At 52.0% G+C, this 15,121-nt stretch carries 11 protein-coding genes; 6 read left to right on the plus strand and 5 right to left on the minus strand.

What is annotated here, in order from left to right:
- Positions 1-358: 358 nt before the first annotated feature.
- Together FN806_RS17830 and FN806_RS17835 are read left to right on the plus strand one after the other, a co-directional pair.
- Positions 359-1,792, plus strand: coding sequence for a hypothetical protein (locus FN806_RS17830; protein ID WP_142639633.1), 1,434 nt, complete (start codon positions 359-361; stop codon positions 1,790-1,792).
- The gene (locus tag FN806_RS17835; RefSeq protein WP_142639634.1) at positions 1,782-2,723 is read left to right on the plus strand and encodes a metallophosphoesterase family protein; all 942 of its coding nucleotides are present in this window, start codon (positions 1,782-1,784) and stop codon (positions 2,721-2,723) included. Before FN806_RS17830 ends, FN806_RS17835 begins: the two co-directional genes overlap by 11 nt.
- On the opposite strand, the gene FN806_RS17840 is transcribed toward FN806_RS17835, so the two are convergent.
- Positions 2,724-3,482 carry a DUF4956 domain-containing protein gene (locus tag FN806_RS17840; RefSeq protein ID WP_142639636.1) on the minus strand — a complete coding sequence of 253 codons (759 nt, stop codon included), beginning with the start codon at positions 3,480-3,482 and terminating at the stop codon, positions 2,724-2,726. It lies immediately after the preceding gene.
- Between the two features lie 182 nt (positions 3,483-3,664).
- On the opposite strand from FN806_RS17840, the gene FN806_RS17845 reads away from it, so the two are divergent.
- From FN806_RS17845 to FN806_RS20885, 3 genes are all read left to right on the plus strand, one after another.
- Positions 3,665-4,597, plus strand: a complete 933-nt coding sequence (locus FN806_RS17845) for an SdiA-regulated domain-containing protein (protein ID WP_142639638.1) — start codon at positions 3,665-3,667, stop codon at positions 4,595-4,597.
- 219 nt (positions 4,598-4,816) lie between these two features.
- Positions 4,817-5,023 carry a hypothetical protein gene (locus FN806_RS17850; protein WP_142639640.1) on the plus strand — a complete coding sequence of 69 codons (207 nt, stop codon included), beginning with the start codon at positions 4,817-4,819 and terminating at the stop codon, positions 5,021-5,023.
- 39 nt (positions 5,024-5,062) lie between these two features.
- Positions 5,063-5,401 (plus strand): transposase, encoded by a 339-nt coding sequence (locus tag FN806_RS20885; protein ID WP_142639642.1) that lies wholly within the window; start codon positions 5,063-5,065, stop codon positions 5,399-5,401.
- Here FN806_RS20885 and FN806_RS17860 read toward each other — a convergent pair.
- From FN806_RS17860 to FN806_RS17875, 4 genes are all read right to left on the minus strand, one after another.
- On the minus strand, positions 5,326-7,242 hold the full coding sequence (locus FN806_RS17860) for an adenylate/guanylate cyclase domain-containing protein (RefSeq protein ID WP_142639644.1): 1,917 nt from the start codon (positions 7,240-7,242) through the stop codon (positions 5,326-5,328). The two genes, FN806_RS20885 and FN806_RS17860, sit on opposite strands and share 76 nt — an antisense overlap.
- A 157-nt stretch (positions 7,243-7,399) precedes the next feature.
- Complete coding sequence (locus FN806_RS17865) at positions 7,400-9,298, minus strand: adenylate/guanylate cyclase domain-containing protein (protein ID WP_342782033.1); 1,899 nt, start codon at positions 9,296-9,298, stop codon at positions 7,400-7,402.
- A 213-nt stretch (positions 9,299-9,511) separates the two neighbouring features.
- On the minus strand, positions 9,512-10,231 hold the full coding sequence (locus FN806_RS17870; protein WP_246097331.1) for a methyltransferase domain-containing protein: 720 nt from the start codon (positions 10,229-10,231) through the stop codon (positions 9,512-9,514).
- Positions 10,232-10,515: 284 nt separating this feature from the next.
- Positions 10,516-11,088, minus strand: a complete 573-nt coding sequence (locus FN806_RS17875) for a carboxymuconolactone decarboxylase family protein (RefSeq protein WP_142639650.1) — start codon at positions 11,086-11,088, stop codon at positions 10,516-10,518.
- 516 nt (positions 11,089-11,604) lie between these two features.
- Here FN806_RS17875 and FN806_RS17880 point away from each other — a divergent pair.
- Positions 11,605-14,973, plus strand: a complete 3,369-nt coding sequence (locus FN806_RS17880; protein WP_142639652.1) for a DEAD/DEAH box helicase family protein — start codon at positions 11,605-11,607, stop codon at positions 14,971-14,973.
- Positions 14,974-15,121 lie beyond the last annotated feature (148 nt).

Raw genomic sequence — 15,121 nt, forward strand, 5'->3', positions numbered from 1 at the left:
TGTGGAAACGGATCCTTTGACTATCAAAGTGCCAGATCCTCCCGACCCAGTGCTGTCATGGCTTCCATACACGAGGTGATTCAAAACCCTGGAAAAGGCCCTGTCCTGGTCCACTGCATGTGGGGTGTTCATTCCTCGGGAGCATTGTCGGCAATGGCGCTCGTTCAGTTTTGTGGTTGGACGGAAGAAAGGGCCAAGGAATATTGGAATGATGCCCGAAACGGGGCCCCATGTTCAGGCGGGTGCGACCCGTGGATTGACTCAAAATTCTCCAACTTCAGCGTCGACCCCAAGTTGAAAATCTCCACCGAACAACAGGCAGCGATTTGCCCCAAATGATATTGGGAGGACTATCCAAATGAAGTTCAACCTTCTGGGGTCACTTGCTTTCATTGCACCCACCGTCTTATGGGCGAACGACGATGTTCTAGGTGAAGCCACGACATTTGATAGTCCCAACGGCGGTACTGAACGCTGTATTCGGATCGAAAAAATTCCAATGGGCGAGTATAAGAACAGCGACCTTGAGGAAGAAACAACCTATTGCGAGATCGATTTCTATGCCTCCGAAATTGCGATTTGCCCAAAAACTTGGAGCACCAGCCCAGGAATGGCCGTCTACGATATTTCGGAAGGACCCTACACGGGGAACCGTTCCGAATTCGAGAGAAACGCTTGCAAAGAGGGGAAGGCAGCAAAAGATCTGGCCAAGGACAGGGTGGCTAAGTTCAAGTCCACCATGAACCAAAAGGGCACCAGTGGAACGTTTTCAACCTCGTCGCTGCTTTACTATCATTTCTCCAGATATTTCGACACGACTGTCAAAGTTCCAGTCGCCGTTTGGCGTAGCATGGACGCCCAGGCGCATTTTTCCGAGGTCGCAGAGCCTGGCCTTGCGATTTCTGGCGGCTCTCATGGCGGGCGCATGAACCATGAAGGCTGGCGGGTCTTCGCAGCTGCGGATGCCGACCCGAACTCATACCAACCGACAGATGATCTGTTCACATCGGATCGAACGCAAATATACGGCGTGCTGCTTGATAGCCCTGGGCATCGATACGGCTCGGAAATCAACGGCACCCGTAAATCTGGTTGGGGGAAAGGTCAGAACCGCGATTTTCAGGAAACGCCCGCTTTCTTAGCTTTGCGGTCTTCAAAACCATTGTCAGAGGCAATCGCAGAGGGCGTCAGAGAAGGTCGAAGAGACCGGATGATCAACAAGGATCTCGGCCCCGATGTCAGCGACCAACAGATGGCATTTTGGATGCAAGAACTTACCGAGATTGTTCTCCTAGATTTCATCTTTAGCCAGCAGGACCGCGTAGGAAACATAGACTTCACACCCTATTGGTATTGGGTCGAAGACGGAGACCTGAAGCATAGGAAGGCCAAGCACCATCAGCCAAACGATGGAGACGTTCCCGCCGACGCATTATTGATCCGTCGCAGCAATCTAAACGACAACGATGCTGGTGGGCGGGTTGAGTATGCCAACTTCGCGAAATCTACTCAAATGCTAGAGAAAATGCGGCATTTCTCTCCAAGCACATACCGACGCTTGGTTGCGCTGAATAGTGAGCTTCAAACTCAAGGCCCGGTTTATAACTGGCTGTCGCAAAGCCTTGGGCTGTCAGACAGTCAGATTGCACAAGTCGTCAAAAATACCGCGCTGGCAACGTCCATCCTCCAGAGCAATTGTTCAAATGGTGAATTGATATTCGATTTGGATCCCGCCGCATTTTTTCTGACAAGCGACGCCGAGCAAGAGGCCTTAGACTGTAGTGACCCGTAACCTTTCTACCCTTTTTGCGGCGTGCATTTGGACAGCTCTGCTAGCCTGCAAGGCCGCGGCATTGGATGTCATCGTCATATCGGATCTGAACGGAAGCTACGGTTCGGTAAAATACGATGCCCGCGTCGACAAGGCGATTGAGCGGATAGTCGAGATTGATCCAGATCTGGTTATTTCGACCGGAGATATGGTTGCGGGACAGCGCATTCCCAACTTGTCCGACAAACAGGTCAGGGAAATGTGGAAAGCGTTTCATGAGGCGGTATCAGATCCTTTAACGGCTGCCGGAATTCCGTTTGCGGTCACGCCGGGAAACCATGACGCCTCCGCTTACCGAGGGTTCGAGCGTGAAAGAAAAATATACGCAGAGGAATGGACGCCGAGAAAGCCAGACGTCGACTTCCTGGTTTCAGATGACTACCCGTTCTTCTACGCATTTGAGATGCAAGGCATTACGTTTGCGTCTCTGGATGCTACGACCCTAGGGCCGCTGTCCGGCGATCAGCAGGACCGACTTGTGGAACTGGGTACAAGTGGAGACCCGATTGTCACTTTCAGTCACCTCCCACTTTGGCCCTTCGCGATCAAGCGTGAACGCGAAATCATCGGTGACCCAACACTTGAAAAAATCTATTTGGAAAGCGGTGTGGTTCTGCATCTGTCAGGCCACCATCATGCCTTCTATCCGGGTTGGAAAGATGGTGTTACTTACGTCTCCCAAGCTTGTTTGGGAGGTGGCCCGCGACGGCTTATCGGATCAAAAGCCAGATCACCTCACAGCTTCACTCATGTTACGTTCCAGCCAAACGGAAAATTTGGGATAGCAGTATATCGAGGACCTGACTTCGAAAGGTCGGTAAATTTCAAGTCGCTTCCGGAAGAGATCAGATCCCCGAATGCAGTGTTGAAACGTTTGGACCTTGTGAAATGACTAGAGGTTGAGTTTCAGCTCAACTTTATCAGGGACCAGATCGTTTATCATCTCTTCTATCCGGGCTTCTGAAAGCCCTCCCGAGGTGATGAAAAGCAATGAGACGCGAGACTTTCCGGGGACGTGGTGTTTTCTGACCAGCTTCCAGCCAGCGTCTGCGGCCATGGCTTCAATGTCCCCGCTGACTTTCAATGAGTGCTCTTCGTTTGAAGCCTTGAGCGAAATTTCCACGCCCTTGTTTCGCCCACCGAGCCAAATGAAACACCAACATACAACCGCCACCAGTGTGGCCATCAAGGGTAAGCCCAGCCCTACCGCCAGCCCAAGCACGGTGACTATAATCATTTCCACCGTGTCGACCGGGTCATCCATATTTGATCGGAACCTTAACAGAGCTCCTATTCCAAAAATCACGAACCCGATCATCGATCCGTGCTGTACGACCAGAAACCCAACCGCCATGCCGACAAGCGCATAAAGGAAGAACAGTCGCGGCATGACGATATCGCTGACACTTCTACGGGCTTTACGTCTCACCGGATGATAGACGATCAAGCCAGCCAGAATGATCGTGACGATCACATCGAGAGTAAAGAAATACAGTTCCTGTTTGCCACGAAACTGCGTCCACTGGCGTTCGATGAGAATTTCCGATTCCGAAGCCCCGGCCAGCATCGTCGCAGGGTCGACTTGTGACACCGCAGCACCTGGCAACAGCAGCATCAACAACACGGTCACAAATGTGAGGGTCGTATTCAACTTGTCTTCCTTCCTGCTCACGCCAAAGGCTTACGCTTCACCAAAGGCACATCGTGCCCTATTCAATTCAATCGCAACAGGCGGGATCAGGTAAAGAGATTACCGTGCATTCTTCGGACATCGCGTCCGGACTGTGATACGAACGCTGATACAAGGATATGGTCCAAGCGCGAGAAAATTGAATGGCAGAAAACAAAGTGTTTCCGTCAAAACCTACAATTTCACGGTGTTTCTGCAAACTTAGACGACTCGCTTTTACGGCCAGCTTGGTTGCGGCAGCCTTCTTGCCTTGGACCGATTTTGCCTACGCCGAAAGTGCTGGTTTGGTTCTGGTCGATAAATTCAAGGTGGCAGACAAATCAGAGGGATTTTCAGAGCCTTCCGGTTTGGCAATGTCTAACACTGAAGGCTTCTTGTGGTCTGTAAGTGATGCCGAACCTAAACTGCACCTACTCGGAGTCGACGGGGTATTAGGAAACTCTTTCAAGTTGCCAGCATTGGCAGGATCAGATTTGGAGGGTGTTGCACCTCGAAAAGATGGGTCTGTTTTGGTGCTTCAAGAAACTGACCGATCAATCCTAGTCGTTCACCCAACTGACCCCATTCAACTGACGACAATACCTCTCGCATCTCTTAAAGGTTACCCGACCGCCGCTGAATTACTCGTCGGCAACCCTTTGAATAAGGGACCCGAAGGTATCGCCGTTGACCCGGAATCCGGGCGGGTCTTCGTTGGCATTGAGGGACAACCAAGGTTGTTAATGGTGTTATCGCCAGAGCTAGACGAAATTATTGAGATCATTCCTTTAGCCCGCGATGCAGGTTTTATCTCCGAGCGTGTAGATGATGATGAACTGGATTTGAGCGGCCTGGCATGGTCCCGGTCCTCGCGTTCTCTTTGGATTGTGAGTGACAAAGGCCGTCAGATCTTCATCTACAATCCAGAATCCAAGTCCGTAAAGTCTATCAGTTTGACGTTCACAGAAGATGGAAAACAAAAAGAAGTTAAACATCCCGAAGGGATCGCTCTCGATGAGATCAGAGGGCTTCTCTATATCCTGACAGATGATGCCAAGAAATCGCGGCTTTATGTTTTTGAGCAACCGGAGTTGTGAGGACTGTCCTACTAGTTCTCTACTCTGCGTGGTTGAAAAGCGGGGTTGTGTAAATGAGTGCCGTCTTATGTGCAGCATATTAAGTAAATCTGCGCTCTGTTCGATATGTTTCTAAAAAACATCACCCATCAATATATTCGAATAGCGTCAGGTTCACACATGCGAACCATGTAATAACGTTGGGCTTCAACATGCTCAGTCACCTTAAGGTTATCGATAATGCCCGTATCCAATTCGGTTGTAATTGCGATCATTTGCACTTTAGTGGCCTTTGTTGCAGTTCCAAAATACAGCATTGCCCAAACCTGGGACATCGCATCACAGCACTCTGTCAGCGGCGTAACGGTATATGATACGGATGAGCTGTTAACGTTTGCCGGTCAGTTGGCTTTTGATCGGTCAGGGCGCATTGTCTTTGCCCCCTAAAATTGGGCCACTACTTTGGCCGAGAAGGGGGAACAAGAGATGGCTCGGAAGCGATACTCGGACGAAGACATTCTGAAGCTGCTGCGTGAGATTGAACTGAAGCTGGCAGATGGCGACGATGTTCGGACAGCCTGTCGTGGTGTTGGTGTCAGCGATGCGACCTACTACAATTGGCGGCGTCCATTAGTTTTCGAGGAGCGGAACCGCGTGGCCATAGGAATAACTCTGTTGGAGATTGGCTTTATCAAGCCAAGAGAAAGTCATTCTTGCCAGCACAATCTGCTTCCGCGGTCGACAAAAATTCAACCTAGATCATTCATATCCAGTGGTCGGTACTTGCCTTCCGGAAAGCCTGCTTTCCGGAAGGCATCAACATAGGGTGCTATAAGAGCGTCCGGACGCTGGTAACGGCGATACACCCACACAATGTCGGCGACTTTCACGCCGGGTCGTGCGGCTTCAAGCCGGTTACGGGCGCGCTCAAGTTCGTCAGCGCGCCCAAGTTTGGCGAGAGCGGTAACTTCGGGAATCATCGACCACCAATAATCCAGAAGCACGCCCTTTCGCGCTTCAGCAAGCGCAAGTTCGTACTCACCCTTATGAAAGTGGTGCTCAGAGAGCGCTTGATGCCAGTCCTTGATGGTCGATCCTGGGTCGAGGTCGATAGCCCGCCTCAGGAGCGCCGCACCCAGATCAAATCGCCCGGTCCAGATCAGCCAATAACCGATTTCCGCCTCCACACTGCGATCACCACCGACCGCGAGAGCGTCTTCAGCCTCGGCATAAAAACCGTCGCGATCACCGTTCATGAGCAGAAGAATACCCAAGATAAGTCGGACACGTGCTGAGTTTGGGTTCAGTTCCTTGGCTTGGTTGGCGGCAGATAATGCCCGGTTGAGTTTTTCTTCATAGGTGCCGGAGTAGCGATTCCCGAAAAAGCTTAGGTCTACGCGCAGTGCCTCGGCCAGCTGCGCCCAGGCGCGCCAGTAGTCTGGCTCTTCTTTGACGACCCTTTCTATGCAGCCGTGGACCCGTTTCTGCACATCCGGTCTATCGTACAGATCGTCGTAAAACATGGTGCATTCATACGACGACAGTCGTTCCGGCGGTTTCGCTCGTGCCCGCCGTTCGTCTGTTCGCCTGATGGCACCGCGCGTGTCGCCAATCGCAACTGCAACACGTTCGGTGATCCGAGATTGCACATCGAAGAGATTGGCGGTCGTAAGTTTCTCATCGAATGCCTCCGACCAAACCTGCGCTCTGCTATCGGTGTCAATCAGGCGCGCCGTTACGCGCAGACGTTCACCCGCCTGCCGTACCGTACCTTCAAGAACGAAATCGGCACCCAAGGACTTACCGATACTGCGCACATCCAGGTGCTGCCCGCGGTAGGAGAAGGTGGTGTGCCGCGACAACACGTTGAGGTCGCGGTATCGCCCGAGCTCAATAATCACATCCTCGCTAATGCCGTCGGACAAGTAATCTTTAGACGGGTCGCCACTCAGATTCTCGAAAGCCAAAACCGCAATCGTCGGTCCTGTAGGTCGGGTCAGAGCCGTCGCTTCGTCAAAAGCAACGGCATTATTGGCACCCCAACGATGGATGCCTTGCCAGACCACAAATGTCGCAACGATCAGAAGCGCTGCACCTAATGCCACCTGGACGCCGCGGCTCCTATTCCAGCTCCGGTGGCTGATTGCACGGCTCTGAGGGTTCACATGATAAATTCGCACCGGCTCAGAAATGTTCTTCAAGCGGGTTTCACCCAAGTATTCGAAACCAACGTTTGCTTTGCCGGTAGCTTGAGTTGCAACAACTTCAGACACGCAAACGCCGCCCGGCTCTGCCGACTCCTCAAGCCGTGCTGCGACATTGACACCGTCACCGTAAAGATCATCGCCGTCGATCATCACGTCGCCAAGGTTTATGCCGATCCTCAGTTCAAGCCGCTCTTCAGGAGGCAGGTCTCCGTTTCGCTTCGTCAGTTCCGCTTGGATATCAGTCGCGCAGTTCACTGCATCAACGACCGAAGCAAACTCGACGAGCGTTCCGTCACCCATTAGCTTGACGATGCGACCATGATGTTTCTCGACCTGCGGATCGAACAGCTCCGAACGAAGCGCTTTAAGAGCGTTCAAAACGCCAATCTCGTCTGCGCCCATCAAGCGTGAGTAGCCAACCACATCGGCGGCCATGATAGCGGCAAGTCGACGTTCCATTGGTGGAGCTTACGCCAGAAAGGTTTGTCATTCCAAGAAACGCCTAAATTCAATCTGGTATTCGACACCTACCTAAAGCGGGCGCGTTTCGCGCGCACAACTTTGCAAAAGTCGGACTCTGCACATACAGCCGGAATTCAGGGACTTGAAAACTGCGCTATTCAGGCAACCCGCCAGCAATCATCGCACCAAAATACCGGTCCTGATCCTCTGAACGCAAAAAGGGCGTGTTTCTGTGTGTAGAAACACGGAAGTCCGGCCTGATTTCGAGTAATTTGTCTGCTTCAATCTGAGCATCTTCCAGACGTCCCATTTCAGCGAGGGTTGCGACCAAGATACGACGCGGAGGAAGCGACTTTGGATATGTTGAAATACCAGTCTTTGCCAGCAAAAGTGCTTGTTGGTAGTCCTCAATCAAGAAATGGGAAAGTGCCGCATTGAAATTGTACCAGCCGGGATAACGCGGGTTGACCCTTTTTGCCTTGTTGTTCCATTCAATCGCTTCGGATGGCTCACCCATGAGCGAGCGCAAAAAGCCCATGTCATACAAGACTTCCGGGTCATTCGAGTTCTCCCGAATTGCGCGCTGATAAGCCTGGTACGCGAGTTGGTGATCGTGGTCGGCAAACAAGTGTAGCTGTCCTAAGCGATGTTGAACACGATAGTCAGATTGATCCAGTTCCAATGCGCGCTCTGCGTGTCGACGAGCTTTATTCAGTGCAGTTTTCGGATCGTCTGAGCCGCCAAAGCGCCAGAGGCTAAGATAGCGACCGCTCAGTTCAATATGGGCAGAAAGATAGTCTGGATCGAGAACTACGGCTCGCTCCAGTAGTTCAATTGCCTCTTGCCGACTTACAGTGTTTAACAGCTTGCTCTTAGCCACAGCCTTCAGAAAAAGTTCATACGCTTCTGGGTCATCAGTCTGTCGTTTCTTCAGCGAAGCGACTTCTTCTTCCTCAACGACTATTTTCAGGGTTGATGCGATTTCCCGTACAAGGTCGGCCTGAGCAGAAAACACTTCTTCGACGCCAACGTCATATTGTTCCGACCATAGAGCGTGCCCCGACTCTGTCTCTATAAGTGTTGCGTTAATCGAAATATTCTCGCCAACGCTCTGAGCGCTACCTGACAGAACATATCGCACACCGAGCTCTCGACCAATTTCTCGCGGTTTGACCAAGCTGTCCGCAAAGGTAATCGAAGTCGAACCGGCAATCACAAATAGCTGTGGAAACTTCGAAAGCTGCGTCGTTATTGCTGTTCCAAAACCTTCTGCCATATAGCCGACCTCTTCAACTGTTGAGCGGTTCTTAAATGGTAAAACGACAATGGAAGGTTCGTCCGGGATGGCAAGCGCCAACTCCTCTTGGTCGGTCAGGGGCACCACATCTCTTGATCGCCACCAAATGGCCGCAGCCAACACCAAACAGATGCATACCGCACCGACCAGAGTTGGCGCCCACTTGGATATCTGTGATTTCGTATGCGCAACTGGCTCGGATATCGCCAAAGCCTTGGCCTTGTCATCCAGAACGACTTCGAAGGCTCGGACTGGTCTCTCTATGTTTTTGACTTCGGTCTCACCCAGATCCTCGAAATTCAGATCCAGTTTGTCCTGCACCTGATCCCGCACGCTGCGGTGAATGCAAATACCTCCGGGCTCAGCCAAGCCTTCAATGCGGGCAGCGACATTAACGCCATCACCATAAATGTCTCCGTCCTCGGCAATCACATCTCCGATATTTATGCCGATCCGAAACACAATTCTTTCGTTTTCTGGAACGTCCGAGTTTCGAGAAAGCATTTCGTTTTGTACAGAAATGGCAAATCTCATTGCCTGTACGGTGCTCTCAAACTCCAGCAGTCCGCCATCACCCATCAACTTGATCGTCTTGCCACCAAAACTCGCTGCAAAGGGGTCAATGAGTTCCAACCGGTGCGACTTTAGTGCTGCCAAGGTCGCTGACTCGTCGCGTTCCATCAGCCGCGAGTAGCCCACGACGTCAATACTCAAGATGGTAGTAAGGCGACGTTCCACTCCCGTCCTCCCCTGCACGCAAGACTATCCATCCTGATCCATTGAATCCATAGTTCTGCTATTCGCCCTATTCCTAATCGCTTTTGTGAGGCGTCGGTCTGGCTATGACAAAGTCAGATTTTTCGAAGCGGAGACCAAGCATGGTAACCAATAGACGCCCACATAGTGTAAGCGAAGAGGTGGTGCGGGGTAACGAGCGCGACCGAGGTCAAGGGGCGCGTTGTAGAACGATCAACCCTTTTTGCGCACCACGACGATAAATTGGGTCATCGAAAAGAAGAAGCGTCCAACTTTTGCAAGGCTGAACTGTTCGTCAAACCACGATTGCGCAACAGCGGGATCAACATGGTCATTTGCGACAGCGTATTGCTTGATAAGGTGCATCATCATGATTGCGAGGCCATCGGGCTTTAGCTGGTGATCCGTCATTGTGAACGACACGACATCTTCCACATGGTCGCCACGCGCTTTTATCAGTGCAGGCAGTCTTTCCGGGACGGAACCACTCACAAAGTGCTGGTTCCAGGATGTCAGCATCTTTTGCATTCTGTCGGGCTCTTCGCTGAACCAGATCAAGCTGCCAAAGTGCAGATCGCTGATGACAAGCCGCCCGCCGGGCTTGACGCACCGTAGCGTGTCATCCAGTGCACCGTCTACGTCTTCGATATACTCAAAGACCTGTACCGAGACGGCCTTGTCAGCACTCTCATCCTCAATGGGCAAGCTATTTGCGGCACCTGCACGAAACTCCACGTTTGCGTAGTCGCTGCATCGTTCTTTTGCAGCTGCTGTCATATCCTTGCTTGGGTCGATCCCGATGACATAGCCATCCGAGCCAACTGCGCGGGCCAACTCCGCTGTTAACATCCCGTTGCCACAACCGACATCCAAAATAGTCTCACCAGGAGCCGGGCGCAGCGCATCAAATGAAGCCTGTCTTCGCCGTGTCAATTCAGCTCCCTGATAGGCGATTTCAAGTAATCTCGTTGTCTCCGCTTCAAACTTAAGCAACTCTCCCCCCTTACAAAGCCCACAAGTTTCCAAAAACCTTATCAGAAAATGGGTTATCTACGAAAAGCAGGATGGATCGTTGAGTCTTGAGCATGGATCCACCAACATTAAATGAATGCGTCGACTTGATCCGAAGATTGATTTATCCCCGAGAGCGGAGGACGCTTCTGCCGCGATATCGGACCAGCCTTTCGGAGCGGTTCGAGAGTTCGAACAACATCAATTCAAGGGATGTCGAGGCCATTCTCCCGTCCGAAATCGGTATAGAAGCTGTCACTGCGGTATCGGTTCAATGTGGCTTCGTCTGCTTGTCTTGGGTCGTTGCCAGGGCTTTGAACACCTGTACCTTCTATGAAGCGGTTCACGAGATTGAAGACACCGCAGACCTGGATAGCATCGAACAGCGCGCTCTCTGACCAGCCTGCCGCGTAGACTGCTATTGCGTCTGCTTCCGTCATTCGGGATGGAGAAACAGTAAGCTTTTCGATGTATGCCAGCAACGGTTTGAGACGATCCTCGACGGGAGCCGTATCGCGGTTTTCCATCAGTGCCTCGATTGTCTCGACTTCAATACCGTATGCTTTGGCGAAAACGATGTGCGCCCCATGGCAATACGCACAAGCATTCAAGCCAGAGACATAAGCTGCGATTAGTTCACGTTCAGCAACCGAGAGATCGCTCTCGCCCCTCATCACAAGGCTTTCGTACGCGCAAAGCGGAGATAGCTTGTCTGGAAAGGCTTGATAGACACTTCCAAGTGTCGCGTTCTCCGGCAGAGATGGAAACAGGCGTTTCATTCAATTTTCTTTCAATCTTGTTTTGAACAACTTCGCCTCAAAGTGAGGAACCAACGTTGTTTGCGCAACCTTAAAGCAATTCCGGGTTTCGCGCAGAGATTCTGTTGGAATACTGCGGACGGCGAGTTTGCATGATTGTGTGGCAGCGTGTTCGTCACTTCGTGAAAGGTAATTTCGTGCGGTTCTCGTAAATTTGCAAAGTCCGCTTTCTGCGCATCGCTGACATTTGAGTGCTAAAAAGCATTTTGAACTTTGGACTCAAGGCTGCCACTGATCTAGATTTCACGAGTGTCCGAAGTTCGGATTAGCCAGCGGTTGGCTGACAAAGGCGCAAAAGCTGCAACCGCTCTATAATTGCGACTTATGTTAAATCTCGAAATCCCGGCTTTCTGCCACAAAACCGGTGCGAATTTCCGACAGTTTCAGGAAAACGAATGTTTCTTCCGGTGATGTCTTGAAGGACGATGCCCGCGGTATCAATATTAGACTAAGCGTCCTAAAACCAAGTCTTGTTCATTGTTTTCACTCCCTGATTGGCTGCGTTCCAAGCCAAAGCAGCTTACCGAAGCAAATCAAAAGCCCGAAAACGAGCTTGATGCCGAACCGGTTGCGAAGGTCGGCACCAATATCGACCGGCCGGTCATCAATCTTTATCGGCCCCATATCACCTCTGGGGATTGTCTGATTGTCACCGGGTATCAGGACTTCTTGTCGTCGCTGTCGATTTTGATGAAGGAATTGCCCGAGCTGAGGGATCTGGAAAACGACAGCGATATCCGAATCCGGATATCGTTCGGGATCGACACAGCGAATACCAAAAGGCTGACCAACCCCAAACCAGTCACCGAAGAAATGAAACTCTACTGGCTGGAGCGCTCCGGGCTTCAAGTGGAGGAGGATCACGATCTCATCGCAGTGCTGGCAAAACACGCCATCAAAACCGGGAAAATTGATCTGCGTGTCTTCGATCCGGAGCTCGCCAAATGCAAGTTGGGGATATCTGGGGATCGGCGGCTACACTCAAAAATCGTCAGCTCGCCAAAAGGTGCCGTCGCCGGATCCGCAAACTTTTCCTACTCAGGGCTCTACAGAAACATCGAGTATGCCGATGACCTGGATGCGGGCACTCATGAACTTCAGGTCGAACGCACAGAAGCCGCTGAGCAGGCTTGGGATGTGTCTGTCGATTGGAATACCGAAGCGCTGGAGATACTCGAAAAGCTCATCAAACCGGTGACCGCTGAAGATGCGATGGCGCGAACTATCTCGGAGCAAAAGGGGTTCGAACCCTGGCTCACCGGAGACCGAAAAGATATCACGAGCCACACGCTGTTTGGGTATCAACAGGAGCTGACCTATGAGGCGTGTTCCATCGTCTATGACCATGGGATCGCCTTCGTAGAAGCGCCAACCGGTGCGGGAAAGACAGAGATCGGCTGTCACCTGGCTGAAGCATTGTCAGAAACATTCTCAGAAGTCGTTCCCCGCTCCCCCGTCCATGGCGTTGCGCGAAAAAATGCAGCTGTAATTGCCCCGCCCAAAGTTATTCCCAGTTGGCGCAAGTACTCGACAAACTCGCTCCAACCTGTCGCAAATAGCAAACTTGCCAAACAACACCTCCGTGGTGCTGGCGATGAAGAAAAATCTGGGCTCAGGCTCGATCAGTTTGGCATTCTGATAATCGATGAAAGCCACACAGTTACTCCGGGCTTTGAACAAGCATCTCAAATGGCCTCAGCCATCGAACTTGCCCCGCCAAGCTGGAATGTCTGTCTGTCGGCAACGCTGCTCGGGAACCGGGATGTCGACTGGTTGACCCATATGCAGGAGAAGCGGGCGTCCATTTTCATGACCCCAACCTTCATTCAGGCCATGGGTGAGTTGTTCGAGCGCGAAACCCACGTTCCCAAGGACATCTTCAATCAGGATACACAACTGGCCGTTTTGTCAGAACCCGACACGACGCTCACGCGAGAGGCTCGCACCGAACTCGCTCAACTTGTTTCGCCGTTTTTGACACGTAGACAAAGGCGATGCATCGGCGAGGACGAAGATCCCAAGAAGCACAGTTACCCGAAACTTGAAAACCACGGGCGCCCGAAGAAACTTAAGGTGACAAAGCCTCAGCAAACGCGCCTGGATGAGATTGTGGCCCTCTGTAAAGAGCTTGCGCCTGGCGGTAGGGTGACCGCTGTCGAGAAAAGCCGGTTCGGGCACGTCAGCACGCAACAAAGCACGCAGGACCAACTCTACATCCGCAACCTTTTGAACATTCTGCGCGTGAGCGCCGCCCAGGCCCATTGGGAGATGTCTCATGGAGCTATTGGCAAATCGCTTCGCGACTTCGAGCGTGGTGAGAAATCGAAGAAAAAGGTATCCCACCGCGACCAGTCCGACATGTTCGCAGCATTGGGAATAGAAGCGCCTGAGCCCACAAAGAAATGCGACGCTCTAAACCAAAAACTGGGTCTCAGTGTTTTCAAGGAGCTTGATGAGAAGCGGTATGAGGCGTGCTTGAGAATACAAAATGAAAAAGACAGGGTCGTCTTTCTCGCAGAACGGACGGATACACTCGAGATATTTGCAGAAGCACTGTCGCGCAGAGGCCACCACACCAACTATGTCGTGGGAAACCAAACCAAGGGTGAAGATCGCGCCGTGAAGGCAATCTTTGGAGATTGCCCCGACAGCTTCAAGCGTATCAAACAGGGCAAGTCCGTGGAGTCTTACTTCCGACCTGGGGGAAAGAACGAACCAAAAGGATCTGCATCGGTTTTTATGACTTACAAGATGGCTGAAGGTATCAACCTTCAGTCGTCAGACACGCTGGTGTTGCTTGGCCTGACCTCGAACCTGAAAGAGCTCATCCAAGGTCTGGGTAGGATCGACAGGATCGACAGCGAGTTTGGGATCGTCAACTACCACCTGGTTGACGTACCCGTCGGGCAATTTGCGTCCGATGAAAAAATCGCCCAGCGCATAGAGAACTATAAGACTTTGGCTGGGGACGCTTTTATCGATGCTGTCCTGGAAGAAAGTACAGAAGACGCAGAAGTGATCCTCGCAAGTGTTGTTGAGTATCTGCGATCCCCAAGGCCGCTTCGCGACAATAACTTTCACGACGTGCTGGAACGCACCAAGCAAACAATCCCCGAAGACCGCTACAAACTCATCGACAAAGCCAAAATCCAGGGAACCTGGGGCGCGGAGTTGGCGCTCCTATCGGCCCGTGAGAAATTCACGGCGCTACATCTCAAAGGACTTAGCAAGAGCAACAGCTTCTTTCCGCCTCGCCTGCTGCTTCTTAAAGATACTGCGCCAGGCCTGATATTGGAACGCGACCAGCTGGCCTGCGTCCAAACTCTGGAGACTGCATACGAACGGACCAGAAGCCTTGGCATGGAACACGCCCACATGTCACTGGAAGGTCTCTCTGAAGCGCTAGAGACGATTTCAGAGCAGATCGGCAATTTGACCGAATGGGACTTGCGCCCGGCGCGCGTTGAGAGCCTCATGAAAGCCTGCGCCGAGTTCATGGGACGCAAAGGTGGTGTCGAACTCAGTGACCAAGAGTGGTTTGGCCATCTTTCACTGCCGGCCGTGGAAATGGTGTGCGAGGCGTGGAGCCGTGAGCTTGATCCTTTCTGGGAACAAGCGAAACACGAAGTGCGCGACAGCTTCGCCTATGAGGACCTTCCCAAGGGGTACATCGCGCTTCAGGTTATCCTGGAAAAGCTCGAAAGCGATCATCAGGCATCCGCTGAGATCCATGAAAAGATGGTCCGGGTCATCGAGGAAGCTGAGCAGGTTTCACGCGACCACGAACCCGCAATTGGACAGCGCATTTCAGTGGTGTTCTTTTCGGATGGCGCAGGCGAGCACTGAGAACAAATGCTTCGAACCTTATTTTAGCTAAACATGTATTCGGTCGGTCAGACTGTCTTTGCCCCCTAAAATTGGGCCACTACTTTGGCCGAGAAGGGGGAACAAGAGATGGCTCGGAAGCGATACTCGGACGAAGACATTCTGAAGC

Origin of the sequence: Ruegeria faecimaris, from assembly GCF_900182615.1 — a bacterium.
GTDB lineage: Bacteria > Pseudomonadota > Alphaproteobacteria > Rhodobacterales > Rhodobacteraceae > Ruegeria > Ruegeria faecimaris.

Excerpts from the sequence above, each read along its gene's own strand:
- FN806_RS17830 (WP_142639633.1), top strand. The coding sequence starts at position 359 with ATGAAGTTCAACCTTCTGGGGTCACTTGCTTTCATTGCACCCACCGTC.
- FN806_RS17845 (WP_142639638.1), top strand. The coding sequence starts at position 3,665 with ATGGCAGAAAACAAAGTGTTTCCGTCAAAACCTACAATTTCACGGTGT.
- FN806_RS17850 (WP_142639640.1), top strand. The coding sequence starts at position 4,817 with ATGCCCGTATCCAATTCGGTTGTAATTGCGATCATTTGCACTTTAGTG.
- FN806_RS20885 (WP_142639642.1), top strand. The coding sequence starts at position 5,063 with ATGGCTCGGAAGCGATACTCGGACGAAGACATTCTGAAGCTGCTGCGT.
- FN806_RS17860 (WP_142639644.1), bottom strand. The coding sequence starts at position 7,242 with ATGGAACGTCGACTTGCCGCTATCATGGCCGCCGATGTGGTTGGCTAC.
- FN806_RS17875 (WP_142639650.1), bottom strand. The coding sequence starts at position 11,088 with ATGAAACGCCTGTTTCCATCTCTGCCGGAGAACGCGACACTTGGAAGT.